Origin of the sequence: Collinsella aerofaciens, assembly GCF_015560135.1 — a bacterium.
Lineage (GTDB): Bacteria > Actinomycetota > Coriobacteriia > Coriobacteriales > Coriobacteriaceae > Collinsella > Collinsella aerofaciens_AN.
Genome location: NZ_JADMRH010000017.1, coordinates 25,746 through 50,806 on the forward strand (window position 1 = coordinate 25,746; position 25,061 = coordinate 50,806).

The 25,061-nt window shown below is 57.8% G+C and carries 23 protein-coding genes; 3 read left to right on the top strand and 20 right to left on the bottom strand.

The features are described 5' to 3' along the window. Positions 1 to 22: 22 nt before the first annotated feature. Both I2H19_RS07530 and I2H19_RS07535 read right to left on the bottom strand, forming a co-directional pair. Entirely contained in the window at positions 23 to 634 is a 612-nt protein-coding gene (locus I2H19_RS07530) for a DUF1836 domain-containing protein (protein ID WP_195622239.1), read from the bottom strand. A gap of 153 nt (positions 635 to 787) precedes the next feature. Next, the gene (locus I2H19_RS07535) at positions 788 to 1,726 is read right to left on the bottom strand and encodes an NAD(P)/FAD-dependent oxidoreductase (protein WP_195622240.1); all 939 of its coding nucleotides are present in this window, start codon (positions 1,724 to 1,726) and stop codon (positions 788 to 790) included. Between the two features lie 117 nt (positions 1,727 to 1,843). Here I2H19_RS07535 and I2H19_RS07540 point away from each other — a divergent pair, with 117 nt between their 5' ends. Continuing rightward, positions 1,844 to 3,145: an MGDG synthase family glycosyltransferase gene (locus I2H19_RS07540; protein ID WP_229089842.1), complete on the top strand. Its 1,302-nt coding sequence runs from the start codon at positions 1,844 to 1,846 to the stop codon at positions 3,143 to 3,145. A 389-nt stretch (positions 3,146 to 3,534) separates the two neighbouring features. Here the strand turns inward: I2H19_RS07540 and dut are convergent, their stop codons facing one another. Genes dut through I2H19_RS07555 form a run of 3 tightly spaced genes read right to left on the bottom strand, consistent with a single transcriptional unit; the run spans position 3,535 to position 4,927 of the window. Then, complete coding sequence (gene dut / locus I2H19_RS07545) at positions 3,535 to 3,978, bottom strand: dUTP diphosphatase (RefSeq protein ID WP_195622242.1); 444 nt, start codon at positions 3,976 to 3,978, stop codon at positions 3,535 to 3,537. Positions 3,979 to 3,982: 4 nt separating this feature from the next. Further along, positions 3,983 to 4,426 (bottom strand): transcriptional regulator NrdR, encoded by a 444-nt coding sequence (gene nrdR / locus I2H19_RS07550; RefSeq protein WP_022093781.1) that lies wholly within the window; start codon positions 4,424 to 4,426, stop codon positions 3,983 to 3,985. A gap of 51 nt (positions 4,427 to 4,477) precedes the next feature. After that, positions 4,478 to 4,927, bottom strand: coding sequence for a LysM peptidoglycan-binding domain-containing protein (locus I2H19_RS07555; RefSeq protein WP_229089843.1), 450 nt, complete (start codon positions 4,925 to 4,927; stop codon positions 4,478 to 4,480). Between the two features lie 163 nt (positions 4,928 to 5,090). On the opposite strand from I2H19_RS07555, the gene lexA reads away from it, so the two are divergent. Both lexA and I2H19_RS07565 read left to right on the top strand, forming a co-directional pair. Beyond that, positions 5,091 to 5,735, top strand: a complete 645-nt coding sequence (gene lexA / locus I2H19_RS07560) for a transcriptional repressor LexA (protein WP_195622244.1) — start codon at positions 5,091 to 5,093, stop codon at positions 5,733 to 5,735. Then, a complete protein-coding gene (locus tag I2H19_RS07565) occupies positions 5,735 to 6,439 on the top strand; it encodes a heparan-alpha-glucosaminide N-acetyltransferase (RefSeq protein WP_195622245.1) in 705 nt (234 codons plus the stop codon). Before lexA ends, I2H19_RS07565 begins: the two co-directional genes overlap by 1 nt. Here the strand turns inward: I2H19_RS07565 and hflX are convergent. From hflX to I2H19_RS07640, 15 genes are all read right to left on the bottom strand, one after another. Further along, complete coding sequence (gene hflX, locus I2H19_RS07570) at positions 6,424 to 7,713, bottom strand: GTPase HflX (protein ID WP_195622246.1); 1,290 nt, start codon at positions 7,711 to 7,713, stop codon at positions 6,424 to 6,426. The genes I2H19_RS07565 and hflX overlap by 16 nt on opposite strands. Next, a complete protein-coding gene (gene miaA, locus I2H19_RS07575; RefSeq protein WP_195622247.1) occupies positions 7,713 to 8,651 on the bottom strand; it encodes a tRNA (adenosine(37)-N6)-dimethylallyltransferase MiaA in 939 nt (312 codons plus the stop codon). The genes hflX and miaA overlap by 1 nt, the downstream gene beginning before the upstream one ends. Next, positions 8,651 to 10,021: a tRNA (N6-isopentenyl adenosine(37)-C2)-methylthiotransferase MiaB gene (miaB, locus tag I2H19_RS07580; protein WP_195622248.1), complete on the bottom strand. Its 1,371-nt coding sequence runs from the start codon at positions 10,019 to 10,021 to the stop codon at positions 8,651 to 8,653. The genes miaA and miaB overlap by 1 nt, the downstream gene beginning before the upstream one ends. A gap of 45 nt (positions 10,022 to 10,066) precedes the next feature. Continuing rightward, the gene (locus I2H19_RS07585) at positions 10,067 to 10,384 is read right to left on the bottom strand and encodes a stage V sporulation protein S (protein WP_006235982.1); all 318 of its coding nucleotides are present in this window, start codon (positions 10,382 to 10,384) and stop codon (positions 10,067 to 10,069) included. Between the two features lie 74 nt (positions 10,385 to 10,458). Next, the gene (locus I2H19_RS07590) at positions 10,459 to 11,544 is read right to left on the bottom strand and encodes an ATP-binding protein (RefSeq protein ID WP_195622249.1); all 1,086 of its coding nucleotides are present in this window, start codon (positions 11,542 to 11,544) and stop codon (positions 10,459 to 10,461) included. Between the two features lies 1 nt (position 11,545). Further along, the gene (gene rny, locus I2H19_RS07595) at positions 11,546 to 13,096 is read right to left on the bottom strand and encodes a ribonuclease Y (protein ID WP_195622250.1); all 1,551 of its coding nucleotides are present in this window, start codon (positions 13,094 to 13,096) and stop codon (positions 11,546 to 11,548) included. A gap of 257 nt (positions 13,097 to 13,353) precedes the next feature. Next, on the bottom strand, positions 13,354 to 14,046 hold the full coding sequence (locus I2H19_RS07600; protein ID WP_195622251.1) for a regulatory protein RecX: 693 nt from the start codon (positions 14,044 to 14,046) through the stop codon (positions 13,354 to 13,356). Positions 14,047 to 14,057: 11 nt separating this feature from the next. Then, the gene (recA, locus tag I2H19_RS07605) at positions 14,058 to 15,206 is read right to left on the bottom strand and encodes a recombinase RecA (protein ID WP_022094695.1); all 1,149 of its coding nucleotides are present in this window, start codon (positions 15,204 to 15,206) and stop codon (positions 14,058 to 14,060) included. Positions 15,207 to 15,463: 257 nt separating this feature from the next. Beyond that, the gene (locus tag I2H19_RS07610; RefSeq protein WP_195622252.1) at positions 15,464 to 15,994 is read right to left on the bottom strand and encodes a CinA family protein; all 531 of its coding nucleotides are present in this window, start codon (positions 15,992 to 15,994) and stop codon (positions 15,464 to 15,466) included. Between the two features lie 12 nt (positions 15,995 to 16,006). Then, positions 16,007 to 16,555: a CDP-diacylglycerol--glycerol-3-phosphate 3-phosphatidyltransferase gene (pgsA, locus tag I2H19_RS07615; protein WP_229089845.1), complete on the bottom strand. Its 549-nt coding sequence runs from the start codon at positions 16,553 to 16,555 to the stop codon at positions 16,007 to 16,009. 99 nt (positions 16,556 to 16,654) lie between these two features. Continuing rightward, positions 16,655 to 18,004, bottom strand: coding sequence for a 30S ribosomal protein S12 methylthiotransferase RimO (gene rimO, locus I2H19_RS07620; RefSeq protein ID WP_022094698.1), 1,350 nt, complete (start codon positions 18,002 to 18,004; stop codon positions 16,655 to 16,657). A gap of 27 nt (positions 18,005 to 18,031) precedes the next feature. Further along, a complete protein-coding gene (locus I2H19_RS07625) occupies positions 18,032 to 18,529 on the bottom strand; it encodes a YajQ family cyclic di-GMP-binding protein (RefSeq protein WP_161160281.1) in 498 nt (165 codons plus the stop codon). 26 nt (positions 18,530 to 18,555) lie between these two features. Next, positions 18,556 to 20,067: a helix-turn-helix domain-containing protein gene (locus tag I2H19_RS07630; RefSeq protein ID WP_195622254.1), complete on the bottom strand. Its 1,512-nt coding sequence runs from the start codon at positions 20,065 to 20,067 to the stop codon at positions 18,556 to 18,558. Beyond that, the gene (locus I2H19_RS07635) at positions 20,067 to 22,847 is read right to left on the bottom strand and encodes an FtsK/SpoIIIE family DNA translocase (protein ID WP_229089844.1); all 2,781 of its coding nucleotides are present in this window, start codon (positions 22,845 to 22,847) and stop codon (positions 20,067 to 20,069) included. The genes I2H19_RS07630 and I2H19_RS07635 overlap by 1 nt, the downstream gene beginning before the upstream one ends. Position 22,848: 1 nt before the next feature. Next, positions 22,849 to 24,519 (bottom strand): ribonuclease J, encoded by a 1,671-nt coding sequence (locus I2H19_RS07640; protein WP_006235967.1) that lies wholly within the window; start codon positions 24,517 to 24,519, stop codon positions 22,849 to 22,851. Between the last annotated feature and the right edge of the window lie 542 nt (positions 24,520 to 25,061).

Here is a 25,061-nt window from a genome sequence, read left to right on the forward strand (position 1 = left end):
TCCCGCCCGTTTTATACGTCGGCTAGCTATTAAACCCGTTGAACTTGAGATAGCTCATCAAGTAAGCCTTCGAAACGAAGGAGGAAACCGCACTGCGCACAAGCAGCGACTCACGCGTAACCTGATGCGCCGTATCGGGAACCGGCGTCTGCTCGACAGAAAACGCCGAACGAATCGATGCCTCGAGCTGATCAACCACATAGTCGAAGGCCGTCGGGGCATCGTAGCTCAAACGCTGAATGTTAAAGAGTGCCTGCACCGCAGCAATAGGTAGCACCTGCTTAAAGATGCAGATAGCGATCAGGCGGGCAATTTGCTCGCGGCCATATTGCTTTTTGACCGGAGCAGGCACCAGGCCAACCTTTACGTAGTTATTGATCATCGATGGCGTAATGATAGGTTGCTCAACGCAAATGGACAGCGGCTCCATCCACAGCGCAACATACTCAATGACCTGGTCGCGGTAGAGCGTCACATTGGGCAACTGGTCATAGCGCGGCAGACTCAACGTATTGAGTTTGCGAACGATATCGGACTGAATAAATGCATCGGGCAGCACAGTGGGCTGAATATCCTCAGGCTTAATGCTGACCGATGTATCGGACATCGGGATAACGCGTTTGGCGTGGTTCATAAGGATCCTCCGTTCATTTATATATTGTATTCTACGTTATCTAGTTTTGCATACCACATAGTCGCCAAGTAAAAGTGGTTGGACAGCACATTGATACACCGTCCAACCACTTTGTTAAAAGATAACAACCTTACATAAGATATATTATCGTACTTATCCGCGGAGAAACGCGTATGCGCTCGTTGCTGCTATGGCTCCGTCAGAAACGGCGGTCACAACCTGACGTAAGCGTTTGGAACGGATGTCGCCAGCAGCAAATAGACCTGGCGTGCGGGTCGCCATGGATTCATCAGTCAGAATGCCGCCATCAGGCGCCAGATCGACTAGATGCTCAACAAGCTCGGTATGGGGTTGCGTGCCGGTAAAGACAAAAATGCCAAACGAGCCAGGATCAAAGGTCTCGGCATGCGTCTTACTGCTTGCATTGTCCTTGAACGAAATTGTCGTGGGCATCGCTTCACCAGAAAGCTCAACAATACTAGTTTGGTACCTAACTGTAATATTGTCCTTTTCGAGTACTTTCTGAACAACACCATCAGGTGCACGGAACTGATCGCGACGCAAGACGATGGTCACGCTGCTGGCGATTTCTGACAAGAACAGGGCTTCCTCACAGGCAGCATTGCCGCCGCCAATGACAAAAACCTGCTTGCCACGGAAGAACATGCCGTCACACGTCGCGCAATACGAAACGCCACGACCGCGATACGTATCCTCGCCAGCGAAACCAGCAGATCGCGGCGTGGCACCCATGCAAGCGATAACGCTCGAGGCAAGCGTATCGCCCATATCGTGATGCACCGTAAACAGCGCTGCATCGGCATCGTAATCGATACCCGTAACCATGCTCCATGTAACCTGCGCTCCCAGCCCCTCTGCATGTTGCTGAAAACGCTCGCCGAGTTCGGCGCCACTCAAGAGCGGAATGCCCGGATAGTTCTCGACTTCATTGGTCGTGGCGATCTGTCCACCCGACATGCCCTGCTCAATCACGGTCGTCGTCAGGTTGGCACGCGCAGCGTAAATGGCGGCAGCATAGCCCGCGGGGCCTCCACCGATAATCGCAACATCAATCGGCTGATCGGTAGTCATGAAGAATCCTCTCGTCGAAACGTTGTCGTTCTTTGCGCTCATACCCAAATTTACGTGAACATGACACTCATGCACTACAATGATAAATCGCGTAACAAAGCTGAAGGGGAGTTATCGATGGATCAAACGCAGACGAGCAATAGCGCTCCCCTGCCTATGCAAGTCACTCCCCAACCGGAGCAAATGACCGTTTCACCTACACAAAAACCCCTGGTAACCATTGTGCACGCATCGGTTGGATCGGGCCACAAAGCCGCCGCCAACGCGATTGCACAAGCATTTGACCTTATCCGCGGCACCAAGGGAATCCCTGAGGATATTGAAATTGAAGTGCTCGATATCCTTGATTTTGGACGTATTAAATTCGACGGCAATAAGACCGCGGCTTCTTTTACGGGAGCCACACGCCCCATTTACGACCTGACCTGGCGATATACGCTTACAGGACATCTGCTCTGGGGCGGCGGCACAGCATGGTCACGAATTATGTTCCCCGCCTTCAACGAATACGTCCGGACCCGCAGGCCCATAGCCGTGGTCGCAACACACATTACGGCGGCCAACGTCGCTGTGGGCGCCCGCGTCATCACGGGTATCGATTACCCGGTCATCTGCGTGCCGACCGATTACGAAGTCGAAGGCTTTTGGCCCCACAAGGACACCGATCTATTCTGTGTAGCCAACGAGTTTATGGCCGAAACGCTGCGCCCGCGCAAGGTTCCCGAGTCAAAGATCCGCATAACGGGCATCCCCATCCGAGCCGGTTTCGATTCAGATTACAAACGCGAAGATGAGCTCAGCAAGTTCAATCTCCCCATAGACAAAACCGTCGTATTGGTGATGGCCGGTGCCAGTTTACCCCAACCATACGTGCGTTTCCGCGCCGCGATGGACCACACGCTCCCCTTCTTACGCAGCTTTGAGGACATGCACTTTGTCTTTTTACCGGGCAAGGATAAAGAATACGCCACCCGACTCAAGACGCTCTTCGACGCCATGAAGCTCGAAAACGTCACGGTTCTAGACTACGTGGACGACATGGCGGCCCTCATGCACGGCTGCGACCTGGCAATCCTCAAGTCGGGCGGGCTCACCGTCACCGAGTGCCTATGCGCACATCTGCCGATGATCCTGCTGGGCAAATCATACGGTCAGGAAAAGGCCAACACAACGATGCTCACCGGCATGGGCGCCAGTATGCATGTCACCACCGCACGAGAACTCATCGTGACGTTACGCCATCTCCACGATCATCCCGAGTCGCTCAAGGCACTGCTCATCAATGGCGAAGTGCTGCGCCGCCCACGCGCAGCGGAGGACATCGCCATCGCAACCATGGAGCTCGTAGGCAAACCCCAAAAGCGCAAACGAGCCTTCTGCCGCTTCTACTGGGGCGGAAAACCTGCTCATATCAGGTAGACGAAAGTCCGCTGCTCAGCGGGAGCCGCCCATATATCATTCCATGCTCAAACATTCTCGCTGCGCTGCGAAACTGCGCGTGGAACGATATATGGGCGGCTCCCGCTGAGCAGCTACGTTTACGTGCTAGCAGTTACACCAGATTCCCTTCCAGTAGAACCTGCAAAGGCGAAACCAGAAAATATAGATATAGAAAGCCGATGCGACAATGAAGATGTCCCTTTATCGCATCGGCTTACTAGAAAGACTTTTGTTTTCAAGCGAGTAACCGCCCGCCCGCCTCTCACACATATCGTTCCACGCGCAGTTTCGCAGCGAGCAAAGCGACGCGAGAATGTTTGAGCATGGAATGATATAGGTAAGCCCCGGGCGGGAGGGATACGAGCGCCCTAGGCGACGCCGCTGGAGCCGAAGCCTCCTTTACCTCGGTCGGTTTCGTCTAGTTCTTCTACTTCTACGAGGTTGACCATGGGGACTTCTTGGATGACGAGTTGGGCTATGCGGTCGCCTTTGTTGATTTGGATGTTGTTGGAGGGATCCAGGTTGATGAGGATAACCTTGAGTTCTCCTCGGTAGTGGGCGTCGATGAGGCCCGGCGTATTGACTATAGACAGGCCCTGCTTGATGGCCAAACCGCTTCGGGGCTGGACGAAGCCGGCGTAGCCATCGGGCAGGGCGATGGCCAGCCCAGTAGAGACCAGACGGCGTTCGAAGGGCCTCAGGACGGAGTCCTCGTTGGAGCGCAGATCCAAACCGGCATCGGTGGGATGGGCGTATTTGGGAAGCTCGACGGTGGGGTCGAGACGCTTTATGTTGACGGTAATGTTGGACATGGAATCACCTTAGCTTGTCAAGCTCTTGCAGAAACTCATCGACGTCTTTGAAATCGCGGTAGACCGAGGCAAAGCGGATGTACGCCACCTTGTCGATCTTGGCCAAGCGCTTGAGCACCATGTCACCCAACTCATGGGACGTGACGGCCGTCAGCGTACGAGAACGCAGCTCGACCTCGATATCGTCGATAATCTCATTGAGCTTCTTAGTGTCGATATCACGCTTGATGGTGGCGCGCATCAAGCCGACGAGCAGCTTATTGCGATCGAACCGCTGCTTAGTTCCGTCCGACTTAATGACCTCGATTGGGTCTTCGCATCGCTCGAACGTTGTAAAGCGGTAATTACACGAGCAACATTCGCGACGGCGCTTAATGGTGTTATTTGACTCCTGCATACGGGAATCAACGACGCGGGTATGTGCCTTGCCGCATTTGGGACAGCGCATGGTACCTCCTCTTAAACGATAACAAGGGTACCATGCGCAGCGTGATAATGATTACGAACGAGTAGGAACCTTAAGATGCGCACCGGCGGCGAGCGAACCATGCTCCAGATGATTGACGTTACGGATCATGTCGGAAGTCTCTTGCGTGGAAAGGCCTTCAATTGGATATTCCTCGGCAAGCGACCAAAGAGAATCACCAGGCTGAACGCGAATGGTCTCGTAGGTAACGTTGGAAACGGACTCGGCATACGCGGCGTGACGAGCGCTAAAGACCGACGTAGCGAGGACAAAAAAGAGCGTGAGCGCAACGGCGACGGCAACAATCGTCGAGACCTTCAGGGCAGCGGGAGTCGGCGCGGCAACAGCATACTGAGTGCGAGCAGACTTTACGGGCAAAGGCTGATAACCGGAACGTCCTCCCTTGACAACAGTAAAAGCGGGCGCGGCAGGCGTCTCGAGCTTAAGGGCGAGGTTTCCCTGGACCATATTCGTTGCGTTCATCATGTTCTCCTCTCGCGTGTTTTGCTGAGAACAGTTTTATCAAGCCGCGCGGACAAAAATGTCTAGCGCGAGAACGAATGTTCGGTTATTATTATCTTCGAACAGTTGTTCCTGTCAAGCAAAATTCGAACATTTGTTTGACATGGGTAGAGAGGATGCCCTGATGGCTCGCAAAATTACCAAGCGTCAGCAGCAAATTTACGACTTCATCAAGGAATATCAGCAGGAGAGGGGTTATCCGCCCAGCGTGCGCGAGATGGCTTCTGCCGTGGGTCTTTCCTCCCCCAGCACCGTGCACGCCCATCTCTCTGCCCTGGAGGCGCGTGGGCTACTCAAGCGCGATGCCACCAAACCGCGCGCCCTGGAACTCTTTAACGAGGACGGCTCCTCGGTCTCAATTTCTAAATCTGACGAGCCCACCGCACCTCGCGGAACGGTCTCGCTACCGCTCGTTGGTCGCGTCGCGGCTGGGATTCCCATTCTGGCCGAGCAGAATATCGAAGACACTTTTACTATCCCGACCGAAATCGCCACTGATCAGGGTTCCTTTATCCTTGAGGTACATGGGAGCTCAATGATCAATGTCGGCATCTTCAATGGCGATTACATCATCGTCCGTGAACAAAAGAGTGCCATGAACGGCGAAATTGTCGTGGCCATGATTGATGGTTCAGCGACCGTCAAGACGTTCTACAAGGAGCAGGGACGCGTACGCCTGCAGCCTGAGAATGACACCATGGAGCCTATCTATGCAACGAATCCCGTTATCCTGGGCAAAGTCGTCGGCTTGATGCGCCGGTTCTCGTAATGCAAAAACGCATCACCATCTTTGACACCGTCCGCGGGTTTACGATGATTTCAATGGCAGGTTTTCACGCTTGCTACGATCTCGCCTACCTGTACGGTTGGGATATGCCCTGGTTTACACAGACCGCCTTTCAAGACATCTGGCGTGCCAGCATCAGCTGGGTATTCTTGTTTATCGCGGGTTGGATGTGCACGCTCTCACGCAACAATATCAAACGTGCCGCCAAATACGCCTTAGCAGCACTCGTCGTCTGGTTGGCAACAACACTTGTCTCAGTCGACGATTCGGTTAATTTTGGCATCATCTGCTGCATGGCCGCATGTACCGGCATCGTGGCGTTGACCGATCCCGTCCTTAAGAAGATATCGGCGAGATGGGGCATGTCCCTATGCCTTGTGTTGTTCGCCCTCACCTGGAGTATCCCCAAAACGATCTATCCTGTCCCCTACCTGGCGTGGCTGGGATTTCCGAGCCCTGGGTTTGTTTCAGGTGATTACTACCCCATTATCCCGTTTTTCTTTATGTATCTTGCAGGATACTTCGCCGCACACATAGCGCAGGGAATCGATAAGACCGTCCCAAGCTGGGCCTACGCCAATCCCATCCCGGCGCTCGCCAGCCTTGGACGTCACGCACTCCCCTTTTATCTACTGCATCAGCCCATTATTCTGGGCTTTTTGGAGCTCGTCTACTCGGTGCGATAACGCTTGAGCCGCGGCGCGATACGAGCCGGCAGCTTCGCAACAATACGAACGCCGCCCTCAAGATATTCCTCGTGCAAAAGGGTTCCCTGTTCATGCACCAGCGTGATGAGGGCGCCCTCGCGATACGGGATATCAGCGGAGAGCAACACATCGGTGGCAGCCGCCTCACGAGCAATACGGTCGACGAGATCGTCGAGTCCCTCGCCCGTCTGGGCCGAGAACAGCACGGCCTCGGGATAGCGACGACGGAAACTCAATCGATCAACGCTATCGAGAAGATCGATTTTATTGAACACCGTAAGCGTCAAACGCTCGCCGGCACCGATCTCATCAAGAACGCGATCGACTGCCTCGAGCTGGCGCTCGTAGTCCTCGTCAGAGGCATCCACAACTTTAAGAATCAGATCGGCACCAAGAACCTCAGACAGCGTGGACTTAAAGGCATCAACGAGACCATGCGGTAGCTTTTGAATAAAGCCAACGGTATCGGTAATCGTCATGCCGCGACCGCCGGGCAGGCGATACGAACGCGTCGTCGGGTCGAGCGTAGCAAACAGCTTGTCCTGCGAAAGTACCGTAGAGCCGGTCAGGCGATTGAGCAACGTCGATTTACCGGCATTGGTATAACCGGCTAACGCGACGCGAAACGCCGGTGACTCAATGCGGCTCTTGGACTGGACATCGCGACGCTGTTCAACCTGCTTGAGGTCACGACGAAGCGCAGCGATCTTATTACGAATGAGGCGACGGTCGACCTCGAGCTGACTTTCGCCCTGACCAAAGCGTGAACCGATGCCGCCGCGCGTCTGCTCCTTGGCAAGATGGCTCCACATACCGCGCAGACGAGGCAACAGATATTGAAGCTGCGCCAGCTGTACCTGTAGGCGTCCCTCACGCGTCTGAGCATGCAGGCCAAAGATATCCAGGATCAGTGCTGTACGATCGATAATCTTTACCGGCTCGCCCACGGCTTTCTCCAAATAGGATTGCTGCGAGGGCGTCAGGTCGTCGTCAAAGATAACAACATCGGCATCCATGCGATGCACCAGGCCGCACAGCTCTTCAACCTTACCGGAACCGATAAACGATTTAGGATACGGCTTTACCAAACGCTGAGACAAGCGCGCCACGCACCGGGCACCAGCCGTATGGGCAAGGCGCTCCAGCTCGTCAAGCGATCGATCGAGCGGCCATGCATTGTCGCGCCATTCAACACCAACCAAAATGGCACGCTCGGGCTCGGGTGCCGTGGAAACAAGAGGAAAACGAGCCATTAGACAGCCTCAATACGATGCAGGATGTCCTCAACGACCTCATCGATCGTAAACTCGTCCATATCGAACCACACGATACGGTCATCGCGTTTAAACCACGAAAGCTGACGCTTGGCATAGCGACGCGAACGCATCTTGATGAGTTCGCGAGCCTCATCCATAGAAATCACGCCGTTAAAGGCATCGATAATCTCTTTATAGCCAATCGCCTGCATCGAAGTCAGGGCATCTGCCAGCCCCTGGTCCATAAGACCGCGAACCTCATCGACAAGGCCCTGCTCAAACATCAGGTCGACGCGCAGGTTAATGCGCTCGTAGAGCATCTCGCGATTACGCGTCAGACCAAACCACAGAGCGTGATAATGCTCGCGCGGAACACTAAACTGCGACTTTTGCTGCGCGTAGGACACTCCATCATCGTGCATTTCGAGAGCGCGAATCACGCGGCGAACATTATGGGGGTGGATGACCGCAGCGGACTCGGGGTCGCGCTCGGCAAGCAGGGCATGCAGTCCCTCCTCGCCAATACGCTCGGCAAGCTCCTGATAGCCCGCACGGCGATCGTCCTCAAGTTCACCCGAGGGAAAGTCCATCTCATCGAGGGCGGCCTTGAGATACAGCCCCGTACCCCCGCAAAACACCGGCAGGCGGCCCTCGCCAAGCAAGCGCTCAACATGCGCGCGAGCGTCAGCCTGATAAAGCGCAGCAGAATATGCCACACCCGGCTCTACAATGTCGACGAGACGCAGCGGCGCCGTACACTCATCGGGCGCCATCTTTGCGGTACCGATATCCATGCCGCGATAGATTTGCATCGCATCGCACGACAGCACTTCGGACGAAAGACGAGCTGCCAAACGATCGGCAACATCGCTCTTACCAACCGCCGTCGGACCGACGATCGCAACGGCGGAAAGACCTGCCCCAGGAGCAACCATTAGCGCGGCTCGCCCACAACGGAGCCAGACAAATACCAGGTCTTGGCAACGTCAACGTCAACATCAACGATCTTGCCAACAAGCTGGTCGATGCTGTAACCCTCTGGGATAGGCGCATGCACGGTCTGATCCTTGGGACTCTTGCCCAGTAGCACCGCGTCATTCTTTTTGCTCGTTCCCTCAATGAGCGCCGGCACCACAGTATGAAGCTCACCCTGGTTATACTCGTGTGCAGTGGTCTCGATAACCTTAACCAGGCGGTTGAAACGCTCGAGAATAACCTCATGCGGCGTAGGATCATCAATCTCGGCGGCCGGGGTACCGGCGCGCTTGGAATAGATGAAGGTATAGGCCTGAGCATAGCGGACCGTCTCGGCAAGTGAGAGCGTCTGCTCAAAGTCTTCTTCAGTCTCGCCCGGGAAGCCAACGATAATGTCGGTCGAGAGCGCGATGTCGGGCATGCGGTTGCGAATGCGATCGACCAGGCCCAGATAGTCCTCGCGTGTATAACGGCGATTCATCTCTTTGAGGATCCGCGTCGAACCTGACTGGACGGCCAGGTGCAGCTGCGGCATAACGGCAGGCGTCTCGGCCATGGCGTCGATGGTCTCGGGCAGCAGGTCCTTGGGATGCGAAGACGTAAAGAAGATGCGCTCCACGCCCGTATCGCCCACGGCGCGCAGCAAGTCGGCAAAGCGCGGCTTACCAAACAAATCGCGGCCATATGAGTTAACGTTTTGGCCCAGCAGCGTAATCTCACGCACGCCCTGGCGCACCAAGCCGGTCACCTCGTCGACAATCTCCTCGAAGGGGCGACTCTTTTCGCGACCGCGCACGTACGGCACGATGCAGTAGGTGCAGAAGTTATTGCAGCCCGTCATGATGGGCACCCAGGCGTGATACTGCGTCTCACGGTGCCACGGCATACTCATGGCATCCGTATCCTCATGCTCATTGGTGCGGATATGACGCTTGCCGTCCAGGAACGCCTCGGCAATGAGCTCGGCCACATGTGCGATGGAATGCGTGCCAAAGATGACATTGACGTTATCGACGTTGGTGAGCAGACCCTCGCCATCGCGTTGCGCGATGCAACCACCAACGGCAACCACGCGCTTGCCCGAAGGCGAAGGCGGCAGGCTTTTGCAGGAATTGCACTGACCGTACAGGCGCGTATCGGCAGCCTCGCGCACACAGCACGTCATAAACACAACGATATCGGCATGCTCGGGATCGAGCGCCATGAGGCAGCCATACGAATCAAGCAGGCCACTCACACGCTCGGAGTCGTGCTGATTCATCTGGCAGCCAAATGTGCGGATAAAGTAGGTTTTACCGGCAAGAATATCGCGTACGGAACGCTGGTCCATGTGTATAAGTCCTAACGATGGGGAGCGAATCGAGGCAAGCAGAAGCTATGCCACAGGCTTAACATCATCCATGACGACGTTATCCATAGCAGCTCGATTGATCTGGTGAACGTAGATAGAAAGGCGGATGGCCGTGCGCGACTCCCCGTTAATGAGGATGTCGGAGAACACGGGCGCGCAGGAAATATCAAAACCGGTTGGAATCAAAAAACCGCGCGCGATAGCCACGGCCTTAATGGCCTGGTTGACCGCACCGGCGCCGACACACTGGATGTTGACGGGTACACCATCCTTGACCATGCCGGCGATGGCGCCGGCAACGGACGCGGGCGATGATTTGCTTGATACCTTCAGGCAATCCATGAAGAAACTCCTGCGTTTAAAAGTACGTTTTAACTGCAATAACTGTATCGTACCGAGTGGACTCGGTAAAGGCACTATTCCTCTTTGGCAAGATCGAAGGTCACGGTGATTCGATCACGCGAAACGCGAATCTTAGGGTCGCCGCAAAGGTTGAGATAGTACCGGGCGGCAAGGTCATTAAAGACGCGCTCCACAGCACGCGAAAACTGTGCCATGTCATCCTTGGCAATACGTAGCCCGCGACGATCCTTCGCGAGATCGACAGGAGCCGGCGCATGCGAGGACGAATCACGTTCGCGCAGCAGACGCGCGGTCACACCGCGAACGGGCTTAATCTGCCCTGCCAAAATGCGATGTGCCGTGCGTTCGGACATCTCAAGGCCCAAACCCGAGCAGATACGGATAAAGTCCTCGGCATCGGAGGCAAGGCCTAAACGATCGACAACCGGAAGCTCGCTCTCGTCGTCAATGAACAGGAGACGAGACGTATCGAGCCGACTTGACGCCTGAGCATAAAGGGTCGCGGCAATCTCAGACGGAGAACCAAGATAGACATCGCAACCACGCAACTCCTCGAGCGCAAACTCACAAGCAGCGCGAATAATATTATGCGGACCGCGAGCACAGACATAACGTCCGTCCTCATCCTTGACGGCCTGGGGCCAGCTGGACTGATCGGCACGCTCACTGAGGCGGTCGGCTGCAACGCTCACCTTAAAGGCTGAACCAAGATCGACGCCGGACGTGACCACACGGGCCTCGTCGGTGTTCTGCTTGATCGAAAACAATGCCATGCCACGACCGTGAACGCCCCAACGGTCCATCTTCATGCTCTCGAGCTTTGAGGTAACGCGAGCATCGAAGATTCGCTCTTGCATATCCTGCGGAACACCCGAGCCGTTATCCAGAAAGACAAGCGTCCGGACGCCATCTTCCTTGGTCGTGGCGAGATAGACCTTGTCGGCGCCGGCATCGCGAGCATTACGGAGCATTTCGATGACGATATCCTCGACATGCTGAATGTCGTGCTTTGCCTGGCGCCGCTCGGCCTCCGAAACGCGGAGGCGGACATACCCCTCGCCAAGGTTCTCCTCGACGCGAAGGTTGCCCTCCCCCGACATCGACGCGATAAATGAGATGAGCTCGTTCGCGTCGCTCATGTTATTTAGCGATATCGACAGCGCGGCTCTCGCGAATCACGACGACGCGCACCTGACCGGGATACTCCATCTCTTCCTCGATCTGATGGGCGATATCGTGAGCCAGAACCGTGGACTGGGCATCGGAGATCTTGTCCGGCTGAACCATGACGTGGACCTCGCGACCAGCCTGCATGGCATAGGTACGCTCGACGCCGTCATGGGAGTTGGCGATCTCCTCGAGCTTCTCAAGGCGCTTGATGTAGTTCTCGGCAGACTCGCGACGGGCACCGGGGCGAGAGGCGGAGACAGCATCGGCGGCCTGCACCAGGACATCGAGCACCGTGTTGGGGTCGACATCGGCATGGTGAGCCTCGATAGCGTGGACGATAACGGGCTTCTCGCCATAACGGCGGGCAAGCTCGGCGCCGATGACGGCATGCGGGCCCTCGACGTCGTGGTCGATTGCCTTGCCCAGGTCGTGCAGCAGGCCGGCGCGCTTTGCGGTCACAACGTCCAGGCCAAGCTCGGAAGCCATCACGCCGCACAGATCAGAGACCTCGAGGGAGTGCTGAAGCACGTTCTGACCAAACGAGGTACGGTAGCGCAGGGCACCAAGGGTCTTGACGATCTCAGGGTGCAGATCGTGGATGCCGGTATCGAAGGCAGCCTGCTCGCCAGCCTCGCGCACGCGCTGCTGAACCAGGTCGGCAGCCTTGTGATACATCTCCTCGATGCGGGCAGGGTGAATGCGGCCGTCGGCGATGAGGTTCTCGAGGGCGACACGGGCGGTCTCACGACGGACCGGGTCGAAGCTCGAAAGAACGACGGTCTCGGGCGTGTCGTCGATCACGAGGTTGACGCCGGAAACCTGCTCGAAGGTCCGGATGTTGCGACCCTCGCGACCGATGATACGGCCCTTGAGGTCATCAGAGGGAATGTGCACGGAGGTAACGGTGACCTCGGCAGTGTGGTCGGCAGCGCAGCGCTGAATCGCCAGGGACAAAATCTCCTGGGCGGTCTTGTGGCACTCGGCGCGAACCTGCTGCTCGGACTCGCGAATGATCGTGGCGGCCTCGTGGGTAACCTCGCCGCGAACCTTATCGAGGAGCTCCTTGTGGGCGTCCTCGCGGGTAAGGTCGGCGATACGCTCGAGCTCGGAGGTCTGCTTTGCGCAGAGCTCCTCGAGCTCTCGGGAGCGCTTCTCGACCTGACCGGCCTGGCTGGACAGCTGATGCTCGCGCTTGTCGAGAGCGTCGTTACGGCGATCGAGGGATTCCTCGCGCTGCATCACGCGGTTCTCGAGCGTACGAATCTCGTTCTTACGCTGCTTGTCCTCGGCCTCGGCGGCCTGCTTGTTTTTGATGATCTCCTCTTTAGCCTCGAGCAGAGCCTCTTTTTTGAGGGTCTCGGCCTGACGCTTTGCATCACCGATCAGGGACTCAGCCTGTGCGTGTGCCGACTGGATCTTTTCGTCGGCCTCGTGAAGACTACCCTGCCTGGCGGTGCGCATGTAGGCAATGGCGGCGATAGCACCCAAAACGATGCCAACGAGCGCTGCGATGATAGGCATGCTCACTCCTTTTTATGGATTCGTTACACAACAAAGCGAACCGTCCTTACGAACGGCTCGCGACATTTGAGTAATATGGGCGCAGCTTATGCGGGTCGGATACAGATAAACATATAAACAAACTCATCACAGATGAGCACATATCACAAAGCAAATGACAGTGTTTATCGTACGTTGAACCACAACAACTGTCAAATAAATGGCCCCAGTACGGCGGCTAAAACGCGGTGAACGGCAGGGCCACAAAACGCATACGCCTAAAGCGCACATTCCTCGCATTCGGCATCGAGACGTGCCTTAACGGCATCGGCGGCAATGTGATACGAAAAGCCCTTGCCCATCAAAAACCGAACCAGTTTTTCGAATCCGCGCGTCTCTGGAACACGCCGCTTGGCGAGCAGGGCTGACGCACGCGCCAAATCGTCTTCGACGGCAAAATAATCCTCGGGATAACCGGGAATGTCATCGAGCTCGACATGACGGCGCTTGAGCTCGGTCTCGATTTTACGCTGTCCCCAACCACGCCGCTTGCGTTCCTCGATAAAGTACGAGCAAAAGCGGTTCTCGTCTAAAAAGCGATACTCGGTGGCGCGCTCGACGGCGAAATCGATCGCGGGCTGGTGAAAGCCGTAGCGAGCCAGCTTGTCACGGACCTCACCCGTCGCATGGTCGCGGCGCGATAACATCTCGGTCACCATGGTAAGTGCACATTTACGCTCGATGAACTGCACCGCCTCACGAAAGTTGTCCCAATCACAGGGAAGATCGGGGCGGTTTTTGACATACAGGCGCGCGACCCGCACGGGAATCCAAATGGACCGCTCAAAACCCTCCTCAAGCTCACAATCGATATGTGCGCAAGGCTTTTTGGACGCATACCCGTTCGAGAACGAGGAGGCCGCCTTCTTATCGGGAAAGACGACCGTGGCCTCGGTCACCGTATACGACATACGAGAATCCGTTACTCGTCGTCATCATCGAGCATGGCAGAGCCATCGATGGCATAAAGCTCATCAAACTCCTCAGGCGCAGGCTGATCGGTCAGCTCCACCTCGGACGGAGCATCGTCATCAAACTCAAGCCCGCAGGCAAGGCGGACCTTATGCTCAATCTCGTCGGCGCAATCGGGATGTTCGCGCAGGAACGCCTTAGCGGCCTCGCGACCGTTGCCGAGCTTGTCCTCGCCATAGGCAAACCAGGAGCCCATCTTCTTGCAGATGCCGCACTCGACAGCCATGTCCAGAATCGAGCCCTCCTTAGAGATGCCCGTACCGTACATGATGTCGAACTCAGCAGAACGGAACGGAGCTGCCACCTTGTTCTTAACGACCTTGGCGCGCACGCGGTTACCGATAACCTCGTCCTTAAGCTTAATGCTGTCGATGCGGCGAATGTCGATACGCACCGAAGAGAAGAACTTAAGGGCGCGGCCGCCCGTCGTAGTCTCGGGGTTGCCGAACATGACGCCGATCTTCTCACGCAGCTGGTTAATGAAGATGCACGTCGTGTTGGACTTGGACAGGGAGCCGGCGAGCTTGCGGAGCGCCTGACTCATCAGGCGAGCCTGAAGACCGACCGTAGTATCGCCGATTTCTCCCTCGATCTCGGCACGCGGGGTCAGCGCGGCGACGGAGTCGACGACGATGGCATCGATGGCGCCGGAACGCACGAGCATGTCAACAATCTCGAGCGCCTGCTCGCCCGTATCGGGCTGGGAAATGAGCACCTCGTCGATATCCACGCCGATGCGCGCGGCATACGTGGGATCAAGCGCGTGCTCGGCATCGATAAATGCCACAACGCCACCCATTGCCTGGGCCTCGGCCAGGATCTCGAGCGAAAGCGTCGTCTTACCGGAGGACTCAGGACCGTAAATCTCGACGATACGGCCGCGCGGCACGCCGCCGATACCCAGCGCGGCATCGAGGGCCAGGGCGCCCGTGGGAATGGCCTCGACCTCGAGCTCGGGACCACCGTCGCCGTACCTCATGATGGAACCCTGGCCGAATTTCTTCTCGATCTCGGCCTTGGTGGTGGCGATCATCTCATCGCGCTCTTTACCCGTCGTGCGAGCATGAACGGTACGTACGGGACCTGAATTCTTGGCCATGAATAGCCCTCCTCTTAACAAACTGCATCGATAATAAACGAACGGCTGTTCGTGGTCAACCGTTCAGGCCAATCATATGCAGGCGGTCTTTCCAAAACCCAACCAAACGCCGACCAAACACTGACCAAATGCTTGACCACAAAGGACCAAATATGAACAAGGCAGGCAAAAATACATCTACAACCAGCACAAACGCCAAATGAGCCTAAGGTCCCTATCTCCACAATTAAGGGGCTCGGAGGCCCCTTAAAACACGTCTATTCCATAGAGTTGAGCACAAGGGCAATGCGACCCAATGCCTCCGTGACCGCATGGGCACGAACACACGAACGGTCACCCTCATAGTGGCAGCGCACAGAGTCCACGACCGGCACGCCCCCATCGGCGGAACGATGCGACCAGCCAATATAGAAAGTGCCCGCCGGATCGTCCTCAGTGCCACCGCCGGGGCCGGCATAACCCGTTGCGCTCACTGCAATATCGCTCTGGTACAGCTCCAGCGAACCCACCGCCATCTCGCGCGCGGTCTGATGCGACACCGCGGTATAGCGGTCGAGCGTCTCCTGCTCAACACCAAGAACGCGATGCTTAATCTCATCGCAATAGGTCACCGCACCGCCACGCAGCACCGCCGAGGCGCCCGGGATATCGGCAATCGTCGATGCGATCATACCCGCCGTCAGCGACTCAGCCGTCGAAACCGTCACGCCCCGAGCGCTCGCGTGCTCGACAATATCGCGCGCCAGCTCCTCGTTATGTGCGGAAATCTGCTCAAAAGAGTCCGTCATACCCACCAGGACCTAGACCGAAAAGACGATCTTGCGGCAGTTCCAGAAGTACTGGGCGCCCGAGATAACGGTCAAGACAACGGCAACGGCATACAGGAAGCGCGACACCGAGTAGATGCCGAGCGTCAGCGCCAACGGGCCAAGGTGCAAGCCGGCCATAGCAAAAACGCACAGGTAACCGCAGATGGAGACCATCGTGGTTGCCGTCTTGTACTTGCCGAGCTTATCGGCCGCAACGACCACACCGGCCGCACTCGCGACCATGCGAAGGGCGCTCACCAGCAGCTCACGAAACAGGATAATGAACACCGACCACACGGTCACCAAGCCAAAATCCAAGAACAGCAGCAGGGCCGAGAACACGAGCAGCTTATCGGCGATGGGGTCCAAGAATTTACCGAAGTCGGTGATCTCATTGCGCGAACGCGCCAGATAACCGTCGACCTTATCGGTACACGACAGGATTACATACAGAATGAAGGCAGCGGCGGCGAGCGGGCCGTCGAAGGTGCTCCAATCCGTACCGGCAACACTCGTGTGAGAAAGCGCCGACACGATCATGAACACCGGGATAAAGACGATGCGAACGCACGTCACGATGTTGGCGGGCGTCCAGACACTCGTCAGTTCCTTATTGCTCTCGTTAGCCACGACGCTCTCCTACTCCACAACATGACCGATAAGCTCATAGCAGAAGCTATCGGTAAACTCGACGGTCAGAATATCGCCCACGGACGCCTCGCTGGCGTCCAGATGCACCGCACCATCGGAATCGGGCGCCTGGAACCAGGCATGGCCGATCAACTCGGCGCCATCCTCGGTCTCTTCGATACCGTCGACGATTACCTGGGCGCGCTCGCCCACATGTGCGGCGGTGGCGGCAAAACCGAGCGACTCGGCCAGGTCCATGGCCTCCTGGGCGCGCTCGAGCTTAACCTCCTCATCGACCTGACCCTCCATCTTAGCGGCCAGGCTGCCCTCCTCCTGCGAGTAGGCAAAGACGCTCGTGTAGTCAAAGCCGACGGTGTCCATAAAGTCGATAAGGTCGCGGAACTCGTCGTCGGTCTCGGTCGGGAAGCCGACCATAGCCGTGGAACGGATCACGATGCCGGGGATACGCTCACGCAGATCGCGGAACAGGTCCTCGAGCTCCTGGCGCGAACCGGAACGGCGCATAGCCTTGAGGATGCGCGCGTCGCAGTGCTGCACGGGGATATCGATATAGGGCAGCACCTCGGGCGTATCGCGAATCGTCTCGATGAGTTCGTCAGTCATGCCCTCGGGCTGCAGATAGAGCACGCGGACCCAGACGTTGTGCGGGCGCACGGCCTCGGCGACGGCACGCAGCAGCTGCGCCAGATTGCGCGGCGAGCCATCGGCGACGTCCTCGTCGGCAAAGTCGGTACCCCAGATGCCCGTGTCCTGGCCGATCAGCACGATCTCGCGCACACCGCCGGCAACCAGGTCGCGCACCTCGGAGATGATGCTCTCGGCATTGCGCGAATGATAGCGGCCGCGGATGTAGGGAATCATGCAGAAGCTGCAGAAGCGGTTGCAGCCATCGGAAATCTTGACGTAGGCGACAGCACCCTCGACGGTACGTTTGACCTGCGGGATATAGGCTGCAATCTCGCGCTCGACACCCAGCACGCCATCGATGACCGCCACGATGCCGTCCTCCTCGTCGGCCTTCACAAAGGCAGCGACCTCGGGCAGCTCGTCAGGTAGGTCATCGCCATAGCGCGACGGTACGCAGCCGCACATGACGATGGGGCAAGAACGAACGCCGTCCTGAACCTCGTTGGCGAGTTCGAGCGTGGTCTCGATGCTCTCGGACGTTGCGGAGGCGAGGAACGAGCAAGTATTGACGATGGCAATATCGGCATCCTGCGGGTCGAATGCCTCCTCGTAGCCCGCGGCGGTCAAAAGAGAACGCATGCGGTCAGTGTCAACCTCGTTCTTAGCGCACCCGAGGGTGATGTAGAGCACGGAGCCCAACGGTGTATCCATGTTGGAGAGCGGTCCTTTCGATTGATATTAGCGGTAGTTGGTGAACTGCAGCGGCTGGCCGTAGTCCTGGTCGCGCAGGAACTGGATCACGGACTGCAACGCGTCCTTCGAAGCAGAGGAAACACGCAGTTTGTCGGCCTCGATGGTCACCTTGACCTTGAGCTTTTGGTCCTTGATGTCCTTGTTGATCTTCTTGGCGGTCGCTTGGTCGATACCCTCGACGATATGGCCGAGCACGCGCACGGTGCCGCCCGATGCCGCCTGCGGAGCATCCCACGAGACGGCCTTGAGGTCGATGCCGCGCTTGATGAGCTTGGAGCTCAGCACGTCGACAATCTGCTTGGAGACAAAGTCGGCCGGGGCGTTGATCGTAAAGAGCTTGTCGCCCTTCGAAAGCTCGATCGTGGCGCCGGAATCCTTAAGGTCATAGCGCTGGGAAATCTCGCGCGTGGTCTGCTGAAAGGCGTTATCGACCTCTTGCATGTTGACCTCGGACACGACGTCGAAGCTGGAATCTTTAGCCATGATGTTTCCTTTCGCGTACGAGCGGCCTAGTAGCTATCGTACGAATTGTCGGTAGAATCGGTGGGTGTCTGACCGTCAGTTGCGGTATCGGCGCCATCCGTGGACTGGGCATCGGTACCGTCGGTGGTATCGGTACCATCGGTGGTGTCGGTACCATCAGAACTTTCACCATTCTCGGAATCAGACGTCTCCTTCTTGGGAACGGTGATCGTCACACGCGCCACGCCCGAGGTCTTGGTATCGTAACGAACCTTTTCACCGTTCTTGGTAACGGTGACATCGGAAGGCTTGGACGTGGTGATCTCGATCGAAGACTCGGGCGTGTACTCCTGCTCAAAGGGGCCAGTCGCCTGGGCGCCATAGACCGACTTGCCGTCAACCTTGACCTCAATCCACGCGGTCTTTCCCTTGGCAACGGAGACTTTGACCTTCGTGACCTCGTTCTCTTCCTTCTTGGCCGTCGTCTTGGTAGCGTCCGAATCAGTCGACTCATCCGTCGCCTCATCGGTGTCATCGTCCTCGTCGACCGTTTCGGTCTTCTTAGAAGACTTCTTGGTCGTCATCTTGGTAGCAGTGGGCGTCTCGGGCGTGTTCTCGGGCGCCGAAGATGCGCAGCCACGCAGAAGCACCACGATGAGCACAATCAACAGCAGCACAACGGCACCGATGCCGGCGTAGACGATACGCGGATCGAGCCCGTTGTTTTGAGGAGTACGTGATCCGCCGCGTCCACGACCGGAACTGCTGCGGCCGCCTCCCTGAGGCATACGACCGCGATTGCTATCGGAACGGCCGCGATAGCCGCCCTGGCCCTGAAGGCTGCGCTGACCCGAGCGGGGCGCAAGCTCACCGCGGCCTTGATAGCCACGCTGGCCCGAACGCGAAGCCGAAGAGCGCTGGCCATACGGCTGTGATTGAGAGCGAAGACGCGGCGTCACCTGCGCGGCATCGGCATCCGCATAGCCACCGCGAGAGCGTCCGGTGGAGACACCACGGTAACCGCGATCGGAATAGCCGCCGTCGCCGTAGCCGGCACGAGGGTCACGCGCCACGCCGCGAGCAGCGGGAAGTGCACGGTCCTCGGGCATCGGCGTACTGCGGAACCGGTCACGCTGTGAGCGAATCTCCTCGCCCGAACCCGTCTCAGTAATATAACCGGCCTGCTGAGGACGCTGTCCATAGCGGGTCGAACGACCGCCCTGAACCATCAGAAAGCGCCCGTTATCGACCGAGGAACGCGAATTAACGTAGCCGGCGGCGTCCTGAAAACGACCGCCCTGCTGCGACGTCTCGCGTTCGTATGCCATCAGGTCGTCAAAGTAGGCATTGACGACCTCGCGCGGATTGAGGCCCAAAAAGCGAGCATAGCTCGAAATCATGCCCTGCGCATAGCCGCGCGGCGGCATCGAAGCAAAGTTACCGGTTTCGAAAAACTCGATGATCTGCGGCCTGATTTTGATGGTGTTGGCGACCTGCTGAATGGAAAGACCCATTCGGCGACGCTGCTCGAGCAGCATGTCACCAAAGCGTGCAGCCATCAGAATCCTCCAAACTCACGATCTTCACGTGCCATCTCGGCGTCGACAGATTCCAGCGCGGCAAGACCCTCCTCGTCCAGCAGGACCTCGCGCGGCTTTGAACCGTCGGGCGGACCGACGACACCCTTTTCTTCCAGCATGTCCATAATACGCCCGGCACGCGCATAGCCAACCTTCAGACGACGTTGCAGGCCAGATGTGGAGCCAAGCTGCGATTCCACCACAATATGGGCGGCTTCCCAGATGAGCGGGTCATCGTCTTGCGGCTCGGCGACTCCGGTGCGGACTATACCGCCACCACCCGCCATGGACATCGAGGCAGGAGCCACGGCCGACAGAATCTCCTCGTGGTAGTCGGGCTCGCTTTGCGACTTGACGAACTCGACAATCTCGTTGATTTCGTCATCCGAGACAAAGCAGCCCTGGATACGGCGGGGCTTGCCCCAGTCGACCTTGGAGAACAGCATGTCGCCCAAACCGGTGAGCTTTTCGGCACCCATCTGGTCGATGATGACGCGCGAGTCGATGCCCGTGGCGACGTTAAAGGCGATGCGGTTGGTGATATTGGCCTTGATGAGGCCCGTCACCACGTTGGAGCTGGGGCGCTGCGTGGCCACGATAAGATGAATACCGGCGGCACGGCCCAGCTGTGCAATACGCACGATCGAGGCCTCGACATCCTTACCGGCGACCATCATCAGGTCCGAGAGCTCGTCAATGATGATGACCAGGTAGGGCATCTTTTGCGGCGGGTTGTCGTAATGCTCAAACTCGCCGGCAGCCTGCTTTTCGTTGTAGGTCGAGATCTTACGCACGTTAAGACGCTCGAAGACCTTCAGGCGACGCTCCATCTCGGACACGGCCCATTGCAGAGCGCTCGCGGCCTGCTTGGGCTCGGTCACTACAGGCACGTAAAGATGCGGCAGACCGTTATAGCCCGCAAGCTCGACGCGCTTGGGGTCGACCATGATCAGGCGAACATCCTCGGGAAGGGCGCGCATGAGCAGGGTCGTAATGATGGAATTGATCATCACCGACTTACCAGAACCGGTCGTACCGGCAATAAGCAGGTGGGGCATCTTGGCGAGGTCGGCGACAACCGGCGTGCCCTCGGCATCGCGGCCGATGGCCAGCTCGAGCGGGCCGCCCTTCACATAGGGCAGCACGTCGCCCAAATTGACGTTTTGGCGCTTGCGATTGGGAATCTCGATGCCCACGAGCGAGGTGCCGGGGATTGGGGCAAAGATGCGCACCGACTGAGCAGCGAGCGAAAGCGCGATATCGTCCTCGAGGCTCGAAATCTTGCTCACGCGCTCGCCCTCGCCAGGTTGCAGCTTAAAGGTCGTCACCGTGGGGCCGGCGATCCAGCCGACCACGCGGGCACTGCGGCCAAACTCAAGCAACGTGGACTGAAGCGACTCGGCAGTCTGCTCAAGTTCCTTGTCAGAAGACGCGGAGGATGCCGACTGCGGGTTGGCATGCAGGATTTCGAGCGGCGGAAGCTTGAGGCCGTCCTCTTCTTCGCCCTCGTTATCTGCGGTGCCGCCATCCGCTCCCCCATCGCTAGCCGCAGCCGATTCGACAGCACTCGAGGCAGGCACATCGGCAACCTTGGAATGCTTCAAGAAGTCGGGAATCTGAGGTGCTGCCGAAACAGGATTCACGGCAAACGGCGGCTCGGACTCGTCGATCTTATCGGGGTCGTCTTCCATCGAAAGCTGACCGGTTACCTGGTCGCGCTTTGCATGGCGACGCGGCAGCAAAGTTGTCTTTGCGGTCTCAATCGGAGCCTCGTCGTCCTCGTCATCGCCCTCGGTGAGCTCAATCTCGCTATCGGACCAAGACGGGTCAGGCTCACTCGTATTCAACTTGGGTGTGGCCTTGCCCTTCTTGACATGACGGCGCGGCATCAGCGTCGTCTTAGCGCGCTCGGCCTCCACGGCATCGGATACGTCGACAAACGGATCCTCGTCCTCGTCGTCATCGTCCAAAACCGGGTCTACATCGTTACCCATGACCGTGGTCACGGCAGCATCAGAGCCCTTTTGACGAAGAATGCTCAGGTGCGGACGGGCAACGCCGGGCACCGACAGGGCTTCGTCGTCACCCCACGGGCTGGCGTTGACATCGGCACGACGGCGCTCGGCAAAATCGGCCGCGCGGTCGCGAGCAGAGCGCAAAACGCCGCCAACCGAAAAGCCGATGATGACCAAGCCCACGACGACAAGGCCCAACAGGACCACCATCGCGATAGGCTTACCCAGGGCATTCTGCAGCGCACTCGCAATAAACGCACCGATGTAGCCACCCGAGGCGGACAGATTTTGCGGCGTGAACATAAGGTCACACGAGTCGCTCGTACCCGGCACCACCAGCGAAAGAATGGAGACAACGGCGATAAAGACCACGGCTCCGCCCGCGACCGAGCGAATGTTGAGCGGCGAGTCCTCGCCTAAAAAGAGCGTGGCGGCAAACAGCAAAATGACGATCGGCAGCACGTAGGCGCCCAGACCAAAGCCCAGGTGGTAGAAACCGGCAACCGCAGCCGTAACGGGTGCAGTCGCCGGCGAAATCACGGCAATGAAGGACGCAATCGCCAAAACGGCGATGACCACGCCGGCGATATCGCGGTTGGCCGAGGGCTCCACCAAGGGCTCAAAATCGTCGAAGTCCGCCTCGTGGCCCTTATTGGCACGCAGATGGGAACCGGCACCCTTAGCAGATGCCGGTTGGTTATTGGCCTTATTACCTTTGGCGTTTTGTGCAGATCCGCGCGCCAAACTAAACCTCCATGACGACCGGGATGATCATCGGACGGGTGCGCGTACGGCTCCAGATAAAGTTAGAAAGCGAATCACGCACGGCCTTACGAATAGCATCGGAACCGCTGCTCGTAAAGCTGAACTTGCCCTTCTCGATCGTCTTCATGATGGACGCGGAGGCATCCTCAGAGAACTGGTCGTCGATGGCAAACGAGACGCCGCGGCCCGAGAACTCGATGGCCTCGATTTTCTTATGCTTAAGCGAGACGATGGCAACAGCGGTAACCATACCGTCGTTGGCGAGCTTCTGACGATCGCGCAGGACGATGGGGTCGGTATCGCCGATACGCAGGCCGTCGACGTAGACGACGCCGGACTCGACGGGCGTACCGCGTTTGACGATACCGCCGCGCATCTCGAGCGTGTCGCCGTTATCGAGGATAAAGATATGATCGTCCTTGATGCCCATCTTGCGAGCCAGCTGGGCATGGGCGCGCAGATGCACGGCTTCACCGTGAACCGGCATAAAGTACGTGGGCTTGGCCATGGCCATCAGGAGCTTGAGCTCCTCCTGGCTACCGTGGCCCGAGACGTGGACAAGAGCGCGGTTCTTATCCCACACGTCGCAACCGAGCTTGGCCAGGCTGTTGACGACCTGCTGGACGGCCTTCTCGTTACCGGGGACCGGCGTTGCCGAGAGGATGACGGTATCGCCCTCGTGGATGGAGAGCGTCTTGTGTTCGCCGTTGGCCATGCGCGAAAGGGCCGACAGGGGCTCGCCCTGCGAACCGGTGCACATGACGACGATCTTGTCGTCAGGCAGGTTGTCGATATCGAAGGCATCGATGATATCGGCGTCATCGATGTTGAGGTAACCGAGCTCGCGCGCCACGCGGGTGTTGGTGAGCATGGAACGACCGGTCACGACGACCTTGCGGCCACACTTGCGGGCGGCGTCGCAGATCTGCTGCAGACGATGGATGTGGCTCGAGAACGACGCGACGAACACGCGGCCCGGAGCATTCTTGATGGCATGCAGCAGATTGGGGCCAACCTCGGCCTCGGACTTGGTAAAACCGGGGACCGTGGCGTTGGTGGAGTCGGACAGCAGCAGGTCGATGCCCTGCTTGGCAAAGCGGCTGATAGCGGCATAGTCGGGCGTGACACCGTCGATGGGCGTCTGGTCGAGCTTAAAGTCGCCGGTGTGCATAACGGTGCCCTGGTTGGTGCGGATGAACACGCCCAGAGCGCCCGGGATTGAGTGCGTCATCGAGAAGAAGTCGAGCGAAATGCCACCCAGATTGACGTGGCTACCGCCCTTGACCTCACGGAACTTGGGTGCACGAATACGAAACTCGGAGAGCTTACCCTCGATAAAGCCAAGCGTCAGCTTGCTCGAGAAGATGGGCACCTTGTTGTTGAGGTCCTGCAGCAGATACGGTAGCGAACCGGTGTGGTCCTCGTGGCCGTGAGTGACGACGATGCCGCGGAGCTTTTCCTCGTTCTCCAGAACATAGGTGTAATCCGGGAGTACCAGATCGATACCAGGCTGCGAATCGTCGGGGAACATAAGGCCAGCGTCGACGAGCACCATGTCGTCGCCGCACTCGAAGACCGTCATGTTCTTGCCGATGCCATCAAGGCCGCCGAGCGGGATGATCTTCAAGGGAGATGATTTTTTAGCTGCCATAGGTTAGTGTGGTTTCCTTTCTTCGAAACGGGTCTGGAACAACCGACGGGGCGCTTCTGGCAAACCGACCGCCGGGAACGTACAAACATGCATCATAGAGTCGATGCAGTAACCACAGCATCATACCCAATTGTCCATCAACAGACCACCCATGCATCAAAGCCCCATCTGAACCGGTCTATCCCGCCGGTCTGGTCTCAGCGGGCCCGGCACGGGCTAAGTTTCCTGCTCTACAGTCCTGCGCAAGGGTTGATTTCCGATCTCAGCCGAACACATTGAGCGGATAGGACGTTCCCGCAGCTAGCCGAACGCCCCCGAGGCCCCTCGCGGGCCCCGGGGGCGGCATTTTCCCAGTTGAAGGAACGGTGGAGATGTGTTTCGATGGGTCCGGTGGCCATGCTCCGCCCTCCGCCCGGCACCTCTTCCCAGACTCAGCCGGACGGTCGGTCAGTCTATTCCGTTTTGCCTTCAGGCTAGGACAGCGGGGCATCGCCCCTCTCTGCGCGCGCCCGCCCTATCAGCCCCGGCGTCAGGTCGAGCTC

Bases quoted from the DNA above. Each gene is read 5' to 3' on its own strand.
- I2H19_RS07530 (WP_195622239.1), bottom strand. From the start codon at position 634: ATGAACCACGCCAAACGCGTTATCCCGATGTCCGATACATCGGTCAGC.
- I2H19_RS07535 (WP_195622240.1), bottom strand. From the start codon at position 1,726: ATGACTACCGATCAGCCGATTGATGTTGCGATTATCGGTGGAGGCCCC.
- I2H19_RS07540 (WP_229089842.1), top strand. From the start codon at position 1,844: ATGGATCAAACGCAGACGAGCAATAGCGCTCCCCTGCCTATGCAAGTC.
- dut (WP_195622242.1), bottom strand. From the start codon at position 3,978: ATGTCCAACATTACCGTCAACATAAAGCGTCTCGACCCCACCGTCGAG.
- nrdR (WP_022093781.1), bottom strand. From the start codon at position 4,426: ATGCGCTGTCCCAAATGCGGCAAGGCACATACCCGCGTCGTTGATTCC.
- I2H19_RS07555 (WP_229089843.1), bottom strand. From the start codon at position 4,927: ATGAACGCAACGAATATGGTCCAGGGAAACCTCGCCCTTAAGCTCGAG.
- lexA (WP_195622244.1), top strand. From the start codon at position 5,091: ATGGCTCGCAAAATTACCAAGCGTCAGCAGCAAATTTACGACTTCATC.
- I2H19_RS07565 (WP_195622245.1), top strand. From the start codon at position 5,735: ATGCAAAAACGCATCACCATCTTTGACACCGTCCGCGGGTTTACGATG.
- hflX (WP_195622246.1), bottom strand. From the start codon at position 7,713: ATGGCTCGTTTTCCTCTTGTTTCCACGGCACCCGAGCCCGAGCGTGCC.
- miaA (WP_195622247.1), bottom strand. From the start codon at position 8,651: ATGGTTGCTCCTGGGGCAGGTCTTTCCGCCGTTGCGATCGTCGGTCCG.
- miaB (WP_195622248.1), bottom strand. From the start codon at position 10,021: ATGGACCAGCGTTCCGTACGCGATATTCTTGCCGGTAAAACCTACTTT.
- I2H19_RS07585 (WP_006235982.1), bottom strand. From the start codon at position 10,384: ATGGATTGCCTGAAGGTATCAAGCAAATCATCGCCCGCGTCCGTTGCC.
- I2H19_RS07590 (WP_195622249.1), bottom strand. From the start codon at position 11,544: ATGAGCGACGCGAACGAGCTCATCTCATTTATCGCGTCGATGTCGGGG.
- rny (WP_195622250.1), bottom strand. From the start codon at position 13,096: ATGCCTATCATCGCAGCGCTCGTTGGCATCGTTTTGGGTGCTATCGCC.
- I2H19_RS07600 (WP_195622251.1), bottom strand. From the start codon at position 14,046: ATGTCGTATACGGTGACCGAGGCCACGGTCGTCTTTCCCGATAAGAAG.
- recA (WP_022094695.1), bottom strand. From the start codon at position 15,206: ATGGCCAAGAATTCAGGTCCCGTACGTACCGTTCATGCTCGCACGACG.
- I2H19_RS07610 (WP_195622252.1), bottom strand. From the start codon at position 15,994: ATGACGGACTCTTTTGAGCAGATTTCCGCACATAACGAGGAGCTGGCG.
- pgsA (WP_229089845.1), bottom strand. From the start codon at position 16,555: ATGATCGTGTCGGCGCTTTCTCACACGAGTGTTGCCGGTACGGATTGG.
- rimO (WP_022094698.1), bottom strand. From the start codon at position 18,004: ATGGATACACCGTTGGGCTCCGTGCTCTACATCACCCTCGGGTGCGCT.
- I2H19_RS07625 (WP_161160281.1), bottom strand. From the start codon at position 18,529: ATGGCTAAAGATTCCAGCTTCGACGTCGTGTCCGAGGTCAACATGCAA.
- I2H19_RS07630 (WP_195622254.1), bottom strand. From the start codon at position 20,067: ATGGCTGCACGCTTTGGTGACATGCTGCTCGAGCAGCGTCGCCGAATG.
- I2H19_RS07640 (WP_006235967.1), bottom strand. From the start codon at position 24,519: ATGGCAGCTAAAAAATCATCTCCCTTGAAGATCATCCCGCTCGGCGGC.